The sequence below is a fragment of the Actinomadura sp. NPDC048032 genome, assembly GCF_040653175.1.
Classification (GTDB): Bacteria; Actinomycetota; Actinomycetes; order Streptosporangiales; family Streptosporangiaceae; genus Spirillospora; species Spirillospora verrucosospora.
In genome coordinates this window covers 1-14,588 of record NZ_JBEZJP010000178.1, presented here as the reverse complement: position 1 = coordinate 14,588, position 14,588 = coordinate 1, and the positions used below count along the sequence as shown (strand labels likewise).

The following is a 14,588-nucleotide window of genomic DNA, read 5'->3' as shown; positions in this document are numbered from 1 at the left end:
GCGGTGTGGGCGGCGGCCGTCCAGGCGCGGGAGGCGCCGGTCACCGCCGCCGCGAACAGCAGGCACGCGGCCGCGTTGGCGGCGTGCCCCGACGGGTAGGACAGGAAGCCGTCGGCGAACAGGACGTCGTGCCCGGTCCGCGGCGGCGTCCGGGCCAGAGCGATCTGCGACCCGCGCACCAGGAGTTCGCTGGCCACCAGCCAGACCCCGGCCTTGACCAGGAGCGCCTTGCTGCGCCGCCGCCGGGCGGCGAGGAGGGACGCGAGCGCGGCGAACGAGCCGACGAGCCAGTACTGGCCGCCGTTCACGACCGTCCGCCACCCCAGGTGCCAGGCGCCACTGCGCGCCGGCAGGCCGTCGGCGAACACCCGGCCGTCGAGGTGCCGCAGGGGCCCGCCGAGCAGGACGTCCGCGGTCACCGCCGCCGCCACCGCGGCGGTGACCGCGGCGAGCGCGTAGGGCGGCCTTGCTACTACATTTGTAGCAGGACGGCTAGGGTCGGGAGAGACGGCCGACGAGCGGAGGATGACAATGCCTTTCTGGGACAAGCTGCGCGACTCCACGCAGAGCATGCAGACGCAGCTGCTCACTAAGAAGAACGAACTGAAGAGCGGAGCGTTCCGTGACGCGAGCATGGCGATGTGCGCACTGGTCGCGGCGGCCGACGGGAGCGTGGACCCGTCCGAACGGCAGCGGACCGCGTCCCTGATCGCCTCCAACGAGGTGCTGCAGAACTTCCCCGCGGACGATCTGCAGCGGCGGTTCAACGACTACGTGTCCAAGCTGACCGCCGACTTCGACTTCGGGAAGGTCTCGGTCCTGCAGGACATCGGCAAGACGAAGAAGAAGCCCGCCGAGGCGCGCGCCGTCATCCAGATCGGCATCGTGATCGGCGGCGCGGACGGGCACTTCGACGACGCCGAGAAGGCCGTCGTCCGCGAGGCGTGCTACGCCGTCGGCCTCGACCCCGCCGAGTTCGAGCTCTGACCGGCGGCGCGTCGCGTCACCGGAACGCCAGCACCGGCCCGAGGACCGTCCCGAGGATCTGGTCGAGCTGGAGGGTCGCGGCGGTCAGCGATCCGGTGACGACGCCGTTGCCCATGAACAGCAGCGGGCCGGTGACCGCGTTCTTCGCCGGGGGCGTGCCCAGCAGCGCCTCGACGCGCTCGACGACCTCGGACTCGGCGAACGCGCTCACCGGCCCCGGGTCCCGCGGCTGCGCGAGGGCGACCTTGGCGATCGTCCGGGCGACGGCGGCGCGGTCGCCGGTCGCCTCCGCGGCGTCCTCGTCCGCCCAGCGCTCGGTCGCCAGCCGCAGCCGGTCGGCCAGGGACCGCAGCGGCGGCAGGACGGCCGAGGCGAGCGCGCCGGCGGCGAGGTAGCGGTGGTGCCCGTGCCTGAGATGGGACGTCTCGTGCTGGAAGACGACGTGGAGCTCCTCGGACGTCAGGTCGCGCAGCAGGCCCCGGGAGACCAGGACCCCGCCGTGCCGGCCGGGGACCGCGACGGCGATCGGGACGTCGGTGTCGAGGGGCTCGCGGGCGTCCGCCCGCGCGCCGCGGACCACGGCCGCCCGGCGGGCCGCGGCCCGGCCCGCGGCCGCCAGCCCGGCGGCCGACAGCACGGCCGCCGGGATCCCCACCGCGTCCGGGACCGGCCGGTCGTCCCCGAACAGCGCCCACTCGGGGACGTGCGCCGCCGCGGACGGGGCCAGCGTCGCCGCGTAGTTGACGGCCACGAAGAAGCCGGTGCCGAGCGCGGCCACCGCGGTCAGCGCGCCGGTGGTCGCGAGCAGCCGCGCCGACCAGGACGGATGGAGCCGTGACGGCGCCTTCGCCAGCGCGGCGCTCAGCGTCAGCATGATGGCGAGGGGCAGGAAGGTGAACCAGTTCACCCGCCGGCCTCCGGAGGGTCGAGGAACTCGCGCAGCTTGCGCGCCTCCTCGGCGCTGAGCGACCGCGCGAACCGGTTCAGCACGTTCCCCGGGTCGCTGGCGTGCCGCAGGTGGTCGCGCATGCGCCCCGCCACCAGCTCGGACTCGTCGACGGCGAGCCGGTACCGGTAGTGCCGGCCCGCCCGGGCGCGCGTGACCAGCTTCTTGTCGTGCAGCCGGTGCAGGATGGTGTTCACCGTCGTGTAGGCGGGATCACCGTCCAGCCGCTCCACCAGCTCGGCGGTGCTGGCCGCCCCGCCGAGCCCGGCCAGCGCGGCGAGCACCTCCGCCTCCAGACGTCCGAGCGGCCTGCGCGTCACCGTCCTCAGCCCTCCTTACGCAGCACGTCCGGCTCAAGATAGACGAGACGGGCGATCGGGACCGCCGCGCGGATGCGGGCCTCGGCGTCGTTGATCGCGTCGGCGACCTCCCGCGCGTCGTCCCGCAGATCCACGGCGATCTTCGCGGCCACGAGCAGCTCGTCCGGCCCGAGGTGCATGGTGCGCATGTGGATCACCGCGGGGACGTCGCTGCCCTCCACGATCGCCCGCCTGATCAGCCGCAGGTGCTCCGGCGTCGCGGACTCCCCGACGAGCAGGCTCTTGACCTCCGTGGCCAGCACGATCGCGATGGCCGCGAGCAGCACGCCGATCGCGGCGGTGCCGATCCCGTCCCAGACGCCGTCGCCGGTGGCCAGGGTCAGGCCGACGCCCGCGAGGGCGAACACCAGCCCGACCAGCGCGCCGGTGTCCTCCAGCAGGATCACCGGCAGCTCCGGCGACTTGGACCGGCGGACGAACTGCACCCAGCCCGCCCGTCCGCGGCTGCGGTTCGACTCCCGGACCGCGGTGCGCAGCGCCGCCCCCTCCAGCGCGATCGCCACCAGCAGGACGGCGATCGGCACCCACTGCCACTCCTCGATCGGGTGCGGATCGCTGATCTTGTGCCATGCCTCGTACAGCGCGAACAGCCCGCCCAGGCTGAACAGGACGATCGCCACCAGGAACGCGTAGATGTAGCGCTCGCGCCCGTACCCGAACGGATGCTCCTCTGTCGCGTCCCGCTGCGCGCGCTTCCCGCCGATCAGCAGCAGCGCCTGGTTGCTGGAGTCGGCCACCGAGTGGATCGCCTCCGCCAGCATGGACGACGAGCCCGTCAGCGCGAACGCCACGAACTTGGTGACCGCGATCCCGAGGTTCGCGGCCAGCGCGGTGATGACGGCCCTGGTACTGCCTTCGGCGCTCACGGACTCCCCTGTCGTGCGGTCTGCAACCACACTTGTAGCAGAAAGGCGGAGGCCCGGGAGAACCGGTCCCCCGATTTGCGATCATTGACGGCGGCAGGGGGAGTCCTGCCGTACGCCGCGGTGTCCGGCAGGATCCGGGTGGACGAGACTGCGGCCGATCGGAAGGGCTGGGGGCATGGACGAGTTCGATGTCGTGGTGGTGGGGGCCGGGCCGACGGGTGAGAACCTGGCCGAGCGGGCGCACGCCGGCGGGCTCAGCGTGGCGGTCGTGGAGAGTGAACTGGTGGGCGGGGAGTGCTCGTACTGGGCCTGCATGCCCAGCAAGGCGCTGCTGCGCCCGGCCGCCGCGCTGGCGGACGCGCGGCGGCTGGCCGGCGCCCGCCAGGCGGTGACCGGGCCGCTGGACGCCGAAGCGGTCCTCAGGCGCCGGGACGAGTTCACCTCGCACTGGAAGGACGACGGCCAGGTCGAGTGGCTGGAGGGGGCCGGGCTCGTCCTGGTGCGCGGCCGCGGGCGGCTGGACGGGCCCAGGCGCGTCGCGGTGCAGACCCCGGGCGGCGGGCGGCGGGTCCTGACCGCCCGCCACGCCGTCGCGGTGTGCACCGGCACCCGCGCGGCCCTGCCCGGCCTGCCGGGCCTGGCCGAGGCGCGCCCCTGGACCAGCCGCGAGGCGACGTCCTCCGAGCGGGTGCCGCCGCGGCTGGCCGTGATCGGCGGCGGCGTGGTGGCCTGCGAGATGGCCACCGCCTGGCGGGCGCTCGGCAGTGAGGTGGTGCAGCTCGTGCGCGGGTCGCGCCTGCTGCCGCGCATGGAGCCGTTCACCGGCGAGGCCGTGGCCGAGGGCCTGCGCGCGGCGGGCGTCGACCTGCGCTTCGGAACGTCGGTCACCGGTGTCCGCCGCGACGGACCGGTCACGCTCACCCTGGACGGCGGCGACACCGTCACCGCCGACGAGGTCCTGTTCGCCACCGGCCGCACGCCCGCCACCGACGACCTCGGGCTGGACACGGTCGGGCTCACCCCGGGCCGGCCGATCCAGGTCGACTCCACCGGGCTGGCGGTCGGCGTGCCCGGCGAGTGGCTGTACGCCGCCGGGGACGTCAACGGCCGCGCGCTGCTGACCCACCAGGGCAAGTACCAGGGCAGGATCTTCGGCACGGTCATCGCCGACCGCGCCGCCGGGCGCCCCCTCGACACCGCCGCCTGGGGGCGCAGCGTCGCGACCGCCGACGAGCGGGCGGTCCCGCAGGTCGTCTTCACCGACCCCGAGGTCGCGGCCGTCGGCCCCACCCTGGAGGAGGCGACCCGGGAGGGGCGCCGGGTGCGGGCGGTCGACTACGAGCTCGGCAACGTCTCCGGGGCCTCGCTGTACGCCGACGGCTACCAGGGCCGCGCCCGCGCGCTGATCGACCTGGACAGCGAGACGCTCCTCGGCGTCACCTTCGTCGGGGCGGGGGTGGCCGAACTGCTCCACTCCGCCACCATCGCGGTCACCGCCGAGGTCCCCCTCTCCCGCCTCTGGCACGCCGTCCCCTCGTACCCCACCATCAGCGAGGTCTGGCTCCGCCTCCTGGAGACCTACCGCGGCTGACCGGCGGCGGGGGCGCTCTCGGACAGGCGGCCGTCGGTCATGGAGTACACGCGGTCGGCGGCGGCGAGCCTGGCCAGATCGTGGGTGACCATGACCGTGGCCAGCCCCCGGTCGCGGGTGAGGCGGTCGAGCAGCTCGACGACCTGCTCGCCGCGGACGTGGTCCAGGGCGCTGGTGGGCTCGTCCACGAGCAGCACCTCCGGGCCGTTCATCAGGGCGCGGGCGATGTTGACCCGCTGGCGCTCGCCGCCCGACATCTGGTGCGGCCGCTTGTGCTCCAGGCCCGCGAGGTCGACGGCGGCCAGCAGGTCGCGGGCCCGGCCGGCGGCCCGCCGCGGCGATCTGCCGGCCATGTGCGCCATCACCGTCAGCTGGTCGAGGGCCGTCAGCGAGGCCGGCAGGTTGGGCTGCTGGAAGACGATGCCGATGTGGTCGCGGCGCAGCCGGGTCCGTTCGGCGGGGCGCAGCCCGGCGGTCTCCCGGCCCGCCACGGCCACCGTCCCGGAGTCGGGGGACACGAGCGTCGCGGCCACGGCCAGCAGGCTCGACTTGCCGGATCCGGAGGGGCCGACGACCGCGGCGAACTCGCCGGGCCCGACCGCCAGGCTCACCCGGTCGAGCGCGGTCAGGGTGCGGTCGCCGTCGGGATAGGTCAGGACGACGTCGGCGAGGGCCAGGCTCATCGTGCGGCTCCCAGCGCGGTCAGCGGATCGACGGAGGTGATCTTGCGGATGGCCAGCGCCGCGCCGGCCGCGCCGAGCACGACCAGCACCGCGACGGGCAGGACGGTGGTGGCGGCCGAGACCACGAACGGGACGCCGTCCCCGATCGCGAGGCCCGCCAGCCCGCCGACGGCGCCGCCGAGCCCGGCCCCGGCCAGCAGGACCAGCACGGCCTGGGCGAGCGCGTCGCGCAGCAGGTAGCCGGTGCTCGCGCCGAGCGCCTTCAGCACGGCCACGTCGCCGCGGCGCTGGATCGTCCAGACCGTGAAGAACGCGCCGATGACCAGGGCCGAGATCGCGAACAGGAACCCCCGCATGAGCTGCAGCGACCCGTTCTCGGAGGAGAACGACGGGATCGCGGACTTCGCGTCCCCCTGGGCGATCGTGGTGGTGCCGAGCCGCCGGTCGGCCGCGTCCAGGTCGGGACGCCCCGTCTCGCGCAGCAGCAGGACGGTCGCGGCAGGGCCGCCGCCCGACGGCTCCAGGGCGCGCCAGTCCTCGATCCCGAGCCAGGCGACCGGCGTGTGGCTGTAGGACGACGCGGCGCCCGTCCCGGCCACGGTGAGCCGGTGCCCGAGGACGTCGACCCTGTCGCCGGCCGCCAGTCCGGTGCTGTCGGCCAGTTCCGCCGACAGCACGATCTGCCCGGACGCGGGCGGGTGCGCCCGGTCGCCGGGAGCGACGCCGAAGAGCGCGGCCGGTGCTCCGCGCGCCCCGGACGGGCCGAAGGTCATCCGGCCCATCGAGACGCCGAGCGGCTCGGCCCGCACCCCCGCGACGTCCTGCCAGGCCCGCGCCGTCGCGTCGCTGATCCGGCTCCCCGCGAAGGAGGTCTCCCCGCCGAACACGACATGGTCGGCGGGGAGGTCCTCGATGGCCGAGGCGCTGTCGCGCGCCAGGCCGGCCGTCAGGCCGGACAGCAGGGTCACCAGCAGCGTGATGAGCAGCACGACCGACCCCATGAGCGCGAACCGCCCCTTGGCGAACCGCAGGTCTCGCAGCGCCACGAACACGTGGGCCCCCGTTCCGTCATCATCCGAACCGACGCCTCCCAGCGTGCGCCGCGGGCCCGTCCCGGCGCATCGTGCGGCGGGACGGGCGGAGCGCCTTCTTCCGGACACCGGGACATCAACCATTCGATCGATGCGGCCCGGGCATCCCGTCGCCTACTGTGAGTGAGAAATGCCGAACGATCTGTTCTCGCCCGCGATGCGGTTGCTCGGCTGGGCCGTGCACGGCACCTTCCTGGTGCTGCTCGCGATCGCCCTGGTCCGCACGCTGCACGACGCGCGGGCGGGAATCGCCGCGGGCGGCCTCGCCCTCGGGGTCCTCTACGCCGCCGGGGTGGTCTGGGCCCGGCACGAACGGCGCCCTCGCCCGCTCCCGGCACGGCTGTGGCTCGCGCTTCTCACCGCGGCCTGGGCGGGGCTGGCCCTGTCCTCCCCCGACTTCGTCTGGCTGGCCTTCCCGCTGTTCTTCCTCTACCTGCACCTGCTGCCGCTGCCCGCCGCGCTGCCCGGTGTGGCGCTGCTGACCGCCGCGGCGATCGGGGCCGTGGCCTGGCACGGCGGCGGGGTCACGCTGGCGGAGGTGCTGGGCCCGAGCGTCGGCGCCTCCGTCGCCACCCTCATGGCCCTGGCCTACCGGGCGCTCTACCGGGAGAGCGAGCAGCGCCGCCTGCTCATCGAGGACCTGGTCAGGACCCGCGAGAGGCTGCTGCGCGCGGAGGCCGACGCGGCGCGGCTCACCGAGCGCGAGCGCCTGGCCCGGGAGATCCACGACACGCTCGCCCAGGGGATGTCCAGCATCATCCTGCTGCTGCGCGCCGCCCGCCGCGACCTCGACAGCGACCGCGACGCCGCGGTGGGGCGGCTGGCGGAGGCCGAGCAGGCCGCCGCGGAGAACCTGGAGGAGGCCCGCAACTTCGTGCGCGAGCTGGCCCCGCCCGCCCTGCAGCGGTCCTCCCTGCCGGACGCGCTGCGCCGGATCACCGAGTCGGCGGACGCCCGGTCGGCCGCCCGGATACGTTTCCAGGTCTCCGGGTCCCCCGCCGATCTCCCGGTCGACCACGAGGTCGCGCTGCTGCGCATCGCCCAGGGCGCTCTCGGCAACGCCGCCGGCCACTCCGGCGCGGAGAACGTCGGGGTCACCCTGACCTATCTTGACGACATGGTGGTGCTGGACGTCTTCGACGACGGCCGCGGCTTCGATCCCGCGGCGGCCGGCGGGCGCCCGCCGGAGAGCGGGGCGGGCACCGGCTACGGGCTGCGGGCGATGCGCGACCGCGCCCGGGCGCTGGGCGGCGCGCTCACCGTCGAGTCGGCTCCGCGGGAGGGGACGGCGGTGGTGGCGACCCTGCCGCTGCCCGGCGGCGGGGAGCGGCGGTGAGCGGGCCGATCCGCATCCTGCTGGTGGACGACCATCCCGTGGTGCGCTCCGGGATCCGCGCCATGCTCGCCGACCAGCCCGGCTTCGCGCTGGTCGGGGAGGCGGCGACGGGGCGGGAGGGCGTCGAGGAGGCGCGCCGGCTCCGCCCCGACGTCGTGCTGATGGACCTGCAGCTCGGCGCCGGGATGCACGGCAGCGAGGCCACCCGCGAGATCACCGCCGCGGGGGCGGGCGCGCCGCGCGTCCTCGTGCTGACCACGTTCGACACCGACTCCGACATCCTCGCCGCCATCGAGGCCGGCGCCACCGGCTACCTGCTCAAGGACGCGCCCCCCGACCGGCTGTTCACCGCGATCCGGTCGGCCGCCGCCGGGGACAGCGCGCTCGCGCCGAGCGTCGCCTCGCGCCTCCTCGGCCGGATGCGCTCGCCCACCGCGACGCCGACCGCGCGCGAGCTGGAGGTGCTGCGCCTGGTCGCCGAGGGCCTCTCGAACCGGCAGATCAGCAAGCGGCTGTTCCTCAGCGAGACCACGATCAAGACGCATCTGGTGCACCTCTACGCCAAGCTCGGCGTCGACTCCCGCACGGCCGCGGTCGCCGCCGCCTCCCGTCGCGGCCTGATCCGCCCACCCTGACCCCGTGGACCGACCTGGAGGCGGGCGGGGCCATGGCGCCGCCCACCTCCGTGACCGGCGGTCCTCACTGCTTCAGCAGGGACCTCATCTTGGCGATCTCGGCGGTCTGCGAGGAGATGATGGTCGCCGCCATCTGCTTGGCCGGGGGGAACTGTCCGGAGGACTGCTCGGCCTTGGCCATCGCCACGGCGCCCTCGTGATGCTGGATCATCATCGTGAGGAACGCCCTGTCGAACGCCGCGCCCTTGGCCGCCTCCAGTTCCTTCATGTCCTTCTCGCTCATCATGCCGTCCATGCCGCCCATGCCGCCGTGGTGCATGCCGCCCATGCCGGTCGTGCCGGGCGAGGGGACGGGGGCGCCCCAGGTCTTCAGCCACGCGCCGAGCTGCTGGATCTCCGGTCCCTGCGCCTTCTTGATGTCGGCGGCCAGGGTCTTCACCTCCGCCGACGAGGCTCGGGTGGCGGCGAGGTCGGCCATCTCGATCGCCTGCCGGTGATGCGGGATCATCATCTGCGCGAACATGACGTCCTGGCCGTTGTGCGGTCCGGCCTGCGCGCCGCCGGCAGGTGCCGAGTGGGCGGGCATCGAGTGGCCCGTCGAGCCGCCGTCGTCGCCGTCGCCGCACGCCGCCAGGGCGATCGCCAGGGCCGGGACGGTGATGAGCGCGAACGCTCGCTTCATGGTGTGGGCCTTCCGTGTCGAGTGCTGTGATCGGTGGTCGGCGGCGGCGCCCGTTTCCGGGCGCCGCTGGACCTGTCACAGCCTCAGCACGCTCAACCTGTGCAGGGACGGTCTCGGCGGCGGCCGTCCGACCAGGAGGATCCGCACCCGCGGCGGCCGCGACACGGCCATCGGCGGCGACCTCCGCAGACGCAGCGCCAGGAGGGCCGCGACGATGGCGAGCGCGAGCAGGGTCAGCATGGCCAGGCAGACCTGGCCGCCGGGGTGGTCGGGGTGGCGGTCGGAGTGATGGCCGCCGGGCCGGTCGCCCCGGGGCGGAGGGTGCCCCGCCATCGCTTCGGCGGCGGGGGCGGCGTGCCCGGAGGCCATGGACGTCAGCGGAACGCCGCCCATCTCCGCCGGGCTCGCCGTGGACTGGAAGCCGTGCATCGCCAGCAGCCCGAGGAGCACGAGCAGGCCGGACGCCAGCCGGAGGACGTCCGGGCGCACGGAGCGCCTCGGCCGTCCCACCGGCCGTCCCGCGTGCGCGCCGTCCCGTGCGGGGAGGGCGCCGACGTGCGTGCTCATCTCGCGGACCAGGGTAGCGAAGAGTGATCGGCGGTCACCGGCGGGTCACCGCTTCGAGGGGTCAGGCGACACGGACCCCGCCCGCGAACGGGCGGCCGGCGATGGGGGCGATCTTGACGACGTCGCCGGTCTGCGGCGCGTGAACCATGTTGCCGTTGCCGATGTACATGCCCATGTGGTGCAGGTCGCTGTGGAAGAACACCAGGTCGCCGGGCTTGAGCTGGCTCATGCTCACGTGGGTCCCGGCGTTGTACTGGCTGCCGGTGTAGTGGCCGAGCGTGATGCCGACCTGCGCGTAGGCGTACAGGGTCAGGCCGGAGCAGTCGAAGCCCTTGATGTTGGCGCCCTGCGCGGTGCCGTAGCTCGGGCCGGACGCGTTGCCGCCGCCCCAGGAGTAGGGCACGCCCTGCTGGGCGAGGGCGGCCCGGACGGCCGTCATGGCCTTGGCCGAGGCCCCGCCGGAGTTGAGGTTGGGGATGGAGGCGGGACCCGTGCCCGCGGTCCTGAAGGTGCCGAGTTGCTTCTCGACCTTCTTGAGCTTGATCTGGAGTTCCCGGCGCTTCTTCCTCGCCTCGCCGGTGAGCGCGCGCACCTGGGCGGCGCGCTGCTCGGCGGCCTTGCGGGACCGGTCGGCGCCCTGCATCACCTGGAGCATCTGGGTGATGCGGACGTCGTTCTGCTTGGCGAAGTAGTTGAGGGTGGCCGACTGGTCCAGGACGGCCTGCGGGTCGGACGACGAGGCGAACGTGATGGCCGGGTCCGCCGGGCCGTTCTTGTAGCTGTCCGCGGCGATCTTCGCCATGCGTTCGCGCGCTTCGTCCAGCGCCTTCTGCTGGCGCAGGGCGCTGCTCTTGGCGAGCTTCGCGGCGTGCTCGGCCTGCTTGAGGCGTTCGCGCAGGCCGTTGTACTGCTCGCTGAGCTTCTCGGCCTCGTCGGCGAGCTTCTCCTGCTGCGCGGTCAGTTGCTTGCGCGTCGGCTTCGGCTCGGCGTGGGCGGGCGCGGGCGCGAGAAGCCCGGCGGACAGCGCGAGGGCGGCCGTCCATGCCGTGACGTCGCCGAGCCGGCGGGTGCGGATCCTGCGGCGGGCTGTCGTTCGGGGGCCGGCAGCTCGTCGCTGCATGCGGTGTCCTCTCCTGTACCGCCTACCGGGTCAGCTGACGGGTTCGGGCCGGAGTCGCCCTACCGTCCCGCGGGACGGACTCACCCCTGAAGATCGGGTCCCCGGTTCCCCGGACGGAGCCGTCCGCGGGATTCGGCGCGGTCGCCGGCCGTCCCCGGCGGGGACGTCGGACCGTGACCTCCTACGGAGCGTAGGAGGTTTACGGTCGGTTCGCCACCGAAGCGGCAGATTTCCCCAAATGCCACATTCCGCCTCAGCAGGCAGCGGCGAGCTCCACGACCGCCGCGGCCCCGGCCAGGAGCGGCGCGGCGACCGCCGCCACCGCGAACAGGCCCGCCGCGAGCCGGACGGCGCGCCGCGGCCTCGCCGGGGCGCCCTCCAGCCGCAGCACCCGCTCCATCAGCGCACCGGCGGCCGGCGTGCCCGCCGCGCCGAGCGCCCCCGCGCCGGCGGGCGCCGCCGAGAGCCGGCACAACGCGTCGACCAGCGGCTTCCTGCCGTGGACGCGGACCGCGGCGTCGTCCGCGGCCATCTCCAGCAGCAGCGGCAGCCGCGCCTTCGCGCGCCGGACGGTCGGCAGCCACGGCAGCATGGCGTGGACCAGGTCCAGGGCCAGCAGGAAGACATGGTGGCGCTGGCGCAGATGCGCGCGCTCGTGCGCCAGGACGGCCCCGAGCTCCTCGGCGCTGAGCGCTCGCTGGGCCCCGGTGCTGACCACGATCGCGCGGTGCCGGGACGGCAGCGAGTACGCCACGGGCACGGGGTGGTCGAGGACGAGGACGTCCGGATGGCGGCGGTCCTCCCGGGCGACCAGCCGCAGCATCTCCCGGTGCCGCCGGCGGTGGCGCACGGCCCGGCCGAGCCTCGGCAGGCCGCGGGCGAGCACGGCGGCGCAGGCCGCGGCGAGGACGGCGGTCGCGACGGCCGCGGCGGCGGTGGCGAGACGGCCGTGATGGGGCAGGCAGTCGCGCAGCCGGGACAGCAGTCCGTGCCCCGGACCCGGCGGCGCGAGCAGCCCCGCCGCCGCGATCCCCGCCGCGGCGATGAACGTCCCCGCGAGGGCGGCCGTCCAGCAGGCGATGGCCGTCCCCGGGCCGACGGCGGAGCGCCTGAGGAGGTCCAGAACGGGCCCCGCGGCGCATCCCAGCAGGACCACCGAGACGACGAGCCCGGCCACGAGCGGGATCACGGGATCACGCGTCCTCGCCGGCGGTCCGCCGCCGCAGGGCGTCCAGGAGGTGCCGGGCGTCCTCCGGCGGGACGCTCTCGGCGAACCTCGCCAGGATGGCGCCGTGGTCGGAGGCCTCGCTCAGGGCGTCCAGCATCAGCTCGACCGCGTACTCCTCCCGCGGCCGCGTGGGGCTGTAGCGGAAGGCCGTGCCCTCCTGCGTACGCCGGAGGAGGCCCTTCTGCGCCAGGCGTTCGGCCACGGTCTGCACGGTGTTGTAGGCCAGTGCCCTGTCCGCGTCCTCGTTCAGCTCGGCCAGCAGCTCACGGACCCGCAGCGGGCGGGGCGCCGCCCAGAGCACGTCCATGATGGAGCGTTCGAGCGATCCTCCGAGTGCGGACACGCGGTCACCTCCGTACCGCCCCCATTGTGCCGGACGTCTCCTGGGGGCCGGCCTCCTGGAGCGGGGTTCCTCCAGCGTGGGCGGGTTCCCGGCGGCCCGGCATCCACCAGTTGGCCCTGCCGCACAGCTCCATCACCGCGGGGACGAGGACCATCCGGACGACGGTGGCGTCGACGAGCACGGCGACGGCCATGCCGAGGCCGATCTGCTTGACCGACACGTCGGGGCCGAGCAGGGACGTCGAGAAGACGGCGATCATGATGGCGGCCGCGGCGGTGATGACCTTGGCGGTGCGCGCCAGCCCCCGGGTGACGGCCGTCCGGGTGTCGCCGGTGCGCTCGTACTCCTCCCGGATCCGCGAGATCAGGAAGACCTCGTAGTCCATGGACAGGCCGAACAGCAGCGGGAACATCATCATCGGCACCCAGGTCGTGATCGGCATGGTGGTGGGGAAGCCGAGGGCCTTCCCGAGCCAGCCCCACTGGACGACCGCGACCAGCACGCCGTAGGCCGCGCCGATCGACAGCAGGTTCATCACCGCGGCCTGCAGCGCGATCGTGACCGAGCGGACCAGCGCGACCAGCAGCACGAGCGACAGCGCGACGACGACCGCGATCATCAGGGGCAGGCGGGAGCCGACCTCCTCGGCGATGTCGATCGCGCCGGCGTTCGGGCCGCCGACCTGGACGCCGGCGCCGCCGGGCGCCGCGGGCAGGACGTCGTCGCGCAGCCGGTGCACCAGGTCGGCGGTGGCCTCGTCCTGGGCGCCGCTCTTCGGGAAGGCCATGAACGTGGCCGCGCGCCCGTCCTCGCTGATCCGGGCCGGCGTGACGGAGGCGATGCCCTCGGTCCGGCCGACCGCGTCGACGACGGGGCGCAGATCGGCGTCCGGGGACCCGATCCGCGCGGCGAAGATCAAGGGCGCGCCGTAGCCGGGCCCGAAGCCCTCGGAGAGGATCGTGTACGAGGTGTGGCTGCTCCGGTCGTGCGGCTGGACGCTGGCGTCGGGCAGGCTCAGCCGCATCGACAGCACGGGGGCGGCGAGCACGAGCAGGCCCGTCCCGGCGAGGACCGCCGCGACCAGCGGCCTGCGCTGCACCACGCCGGCCCAGCGTTCGGCGGGGGGACGGCGCTCGCCGGTGCGCGGGCGCGGCGCGCGGCGCGGCAGCCGCAGCGAGTCGATCCGGCGGCCGGTGAAGCCGAGGAGCGCGGGCAGCAGGGTCACCGCGGCGATCATCGTGACCAGCACGGTCACCGACGCGGCGACGGCCACGCCCGTCATCAGCCGCTGCCCCATGACGACCAGTCCGAGCAGCGCGATCACCACGGTCGTGCCGGCGAACAGCACGGCGTGCCCGGCGGTGGCGATGGCCGTGGCCGTGGCGCCTTCGGGGTCGTCCCCGTCCCGCAGGGCCTCCCGGTAGCGCGTCACGATGAACAGCGCGTAGTCGATGCCGATGCCGAGGCCGACCAGCACGGCGACGAGCACGGTGAAGTCGGGCGCGGGGACGAGGTGCCCCACCAGCTTGATCAGGGCCATTCCGCCGAGGATGGCCGTCAGCGCCGTAGCGATGGGCAGGCCCATCGCGACCAGCGACCCGAAGGAGATGAACAGGATCACCGCGGCGGTCAGCAGGCCCACGCCTTCGGCCGGGCCCTGCTGGGGCGTCTCGGCCTTCTCCGCCCGCTCGCCGCCCAGCCCGAGGAGCAGGCCGTCGCCGGAGGCGTCCTTGACCGCCTCCACCAGGGGCTTGACGTCGGTCTTCTTGGCCGCCTCCTCGGTCAGCGGGATCGTCGTCCGGGCGATGCGGCGGTCGCGCGTCACCAGGTTCGGGTCCTGGTAGGGCGAGATCACCGGCCCGGTCACGGGCGAGGCGTCCAGGACGGCGACGACCTTCTCGATCCGCCGCCGGGCGGCGGGGTCGTCGATCCCCCGGTCCGCCTTGATCGCCAGGGTCAGGGTGTCGCCCCGCCGCTCGGGGAAGTGCCTCTCGATCAGCTTCTGCGCCTTGGCCGATCCGGAGTCTCCGCCGGAGAAGTCGTTGTCGGGCGCGGCGCCGAAGCCGAAGCCGGCGAACGCCACGGCGACCACGCCGACGAGCCAGGCCAGGAGCACCAGGCGGCGGCGCCGGT

At 74.6% G+C, this 14,588-nt stretch carries 15 protein-coding genes, 1 pseudogene and 1 riboswitch; of the genes and pseudogenes, 4 read left to right on the top strand and 12 right to left on the bottom strand.

What is annotated here, in order from left to right; all coding sequences use genetic code 11:
* Positions 1–419 (bottom strand): annotated as a pseudogene (locus AB0C69_RS22710) (hypothetical protein); the annotation flags it as partial.
* A gap of 112 nt (positions 420–531) precedes the next feature.
* On the opposite strand from AB0C69_RS22710, the gene AB0C69_RS22705 reads away from it, so the two are divergent.
* A complete protein-coding gene (locus AB0C69_RS22705; RefSeq protein ID WP_360356593.1) occupies positions 532–987 on the top strand; it encodes a TerB family tellurite resistance protein in 456 nt (151 codons plus the stop codon).
* 16 nt (positions 988–1,003) lie between these two features.
* On the opposite strand, the gene AB0C69_RS22700 is transcribed toward AB0C69_RS22705, so the two are convergent.
* Genes AB0C69_RS22700 through AB0C69_RS22690 form a run of 3 tightly spaced genes read right to left on the bottom strand, consistent with a single transcriptional unit; the run spans position 1,004 to position 3,179 of the window.
* Complete coding sequence (locus tag AB0C69_RS22700; protein ID WP_360356590.1) at positions 1,004–1,894, bottom strand: M56 family metallopeptidase; 891 nt, start codon at positions 1,892–1,894, stop codon at positions 1,004–1,006.
* Complete coding sequence (locus AB0C69_RS22695) at positions 1,891–2,253, bottom strand: BlaI/MecI/CopY family transcriptional regulator (RefSeq protein ID WP_345182972.1); 363 nt, start codon at positions 2,251–2,253, stop codon at positions 1,891–1,893. The genes AB0C69_RS22700 and AB0C69_RS22695 overlap by 4 nt, the downstream gene beginning before the upstream one ends.
* A gap of 5 nt (positions 2,254–2,258) precedes the next feature.
* On the bottom strand, positions 2,259–3,179 hold the full coding sequence (locus AB0C69_RS22690; protein WP_360356586.1) for a cation diffusion facilitator family transporter: 921 nt from the start codon (positions 3,177–3,179) through the stop codon (positions 2,259–2,261).
* Between the two features lie 175 nt (positions 3,180–3,354).
* Here AB0C69_RS22690 and AB0C69_RS22685 point away from each other — a divergent pair, with 175 nt between their 5' ends.
* Positions 3,355–4,770: an NAD(P)/FAD-dependent oxidoreductase gene (locus AB0C69_RS22685; protein WP_360356583.1), complete on the top strand. Its 1,416-nt coding sequence runs from the start codon at positions 3,355–3,357 to the stop codon at positions 4,768–4,770.
* On the opposite strand, the gene AB0C69_RS22680 is transcribed toward AB0C69_RS22685, so the two are convergent.
* Both AB0C69_RS22680 and AB0C69_RS22675 read right to left on the bottom strand, forming a co-directional pair.
* Positions 4,758–5,453, bottom strand: a complete 696-nt coding sequence (locus AB0C69_RS22680; protein ID WP_345182968.1) for an ABC transporter ATP-binding protein — start codon at positions 5,451–5,453, stop codon at positions 4,758–4,760. The two genes, AB0C69_RS22685 and AB0C69_RS22680, sit on opposite strands and share 13 nt — an antisense overlap.
* Positions 5,450–6,505: an FtsX-like permease family protein gene (locus AB0C69_RS22675; protein ID WP_360356580.1), complete on the bottom strand. Its 1,056-nt coding sequence runs from the start codon at positions 6,503–6,505 to the stop codon at positions 5,450–5,452. Before AB0C69_RS22675 ends, AB0C69_RS22680 begins: the two co-directional genes overlap by 4 nt.
* 169 nt (positions 6,506–6,674) lie before the next feature.
* On the opposite strand from AB0C69_RS22675, the gene AB0C69_RS22670 reads away from it, so the two are divergent.
* Together AB0C69_RS22670 and AB0C69_RS22665 are read left to right on the top strand one after the other, a co-directional pair.
* Positions 6,675–7,880: a sensor histidine kinase gene (locus AB0C69_RS22670; RefSeq protein ID WP_360356577.1), complete on the top strand. Its 1,206-nt coding sequence runs from the start codon at positions 6,675–6,677 to the stop codon at positions 7,878–7,880.
* Positions 7,877–8,515, top strand: coding sequence for a response regulator transcription factor (locus tag AB0C69_RS22665; RefSeq protein ID WP_345182966.1), 639 nt, complete (start codon positions 7,877–7,879; stop codon positions 8,513–8,515). Before AB0C69_RS22670 ends, AB0C69_RS22665 begins: the two co-directional genes overlap by 4 nt.
* 64 nt (positions 8,516–8,579) lie before the next feature.
* Here the strand turns inward: AB0C69_RS22665 and AB0C69_RS22660 are convergent, their stop codons facing one another.
* The 6 genes from AB0C69_RS22660 to AB0C69_RS22635 all read right to left on the bottom strand — a co-directional run.
* Positions 8,580–9,197 (bottom strand): DUF305 domain-containing protein, encoded by a 618-nt coding sequence (locus AB0C69_RS22660; RefSeq protein ID WP_360356574.1) that lies wholly within the window; start codon positions 9,195–9,197, stop codon positions 8,580–8,582.
* Positions 9,198–9,272: 75 nt separating this feature from the next.
* Positions 9,273–9,764, bottom strand: coding sequence for a DUF6153 family protein (locus tag AB0C69_RS22655; protein ID WP_360356571.1), 492 nt, complete (start codon positions 9,762–9,764; stop codon positions 9,273–9,275).
* A 61-nt stretch (positions 9,765–9,825) separates the two neighbouring features.
* Positions 9,826–10,884: an NlpC/P60 family protein gene (locus AB0C69_RS22650; protein ID WP_345182958.1), complete on the bottom strand. Its 1,059-nt coding sequence runs from the start codon at positions 10,882–10,884 to the stop codon at positions 9,826–9,828.
* A gap of 3 nt (positions 10,885–10,887) precedes the next feature.
* A riboswitch (cyclic di-AMP (ydaO/yuaA leader) is annotated at positions 10,888–11,032 on the bottom strand.
* A gap of 105 nt (positions 11,033–11,137) precedes the next feature.
* On the bottom strand, positions 11,138–12,073 hold the full coding sequence (locus tag AB0C69_RS22645) for a M56 family metallopeptidase (RefSeq protein ID WP_360356568.1): 936 nt from the start codon (positions 12,071–12,073) through the stop codon (positions 11,138–11,140).
* Between the two features lie 4 nt (positions 12,074–12,077).
* The gene (locus AB0C69_RS22640) at positions 12,078–12,455 is read right to left on the bottom strand and encodes a BlaI/MecI/CopY family transcriptional regulator (RefSeq protein WP_345182956.1); all 378 of its coding nucleotides are present in this window, start codon (positions 12,453–12,455) and stop codon (positions 12,078–12,080) included.
* Between the two features lie 4 nt (positions 12,456–12,459).
* Positions 12,460–14,588 (bottom strand): MMPL family transporter (locus tag AB0C69_RS22635; RefSeq protein WP_360356565.1); only part of this gene is annotated, 2,129 nt, incomplete at its 5' end.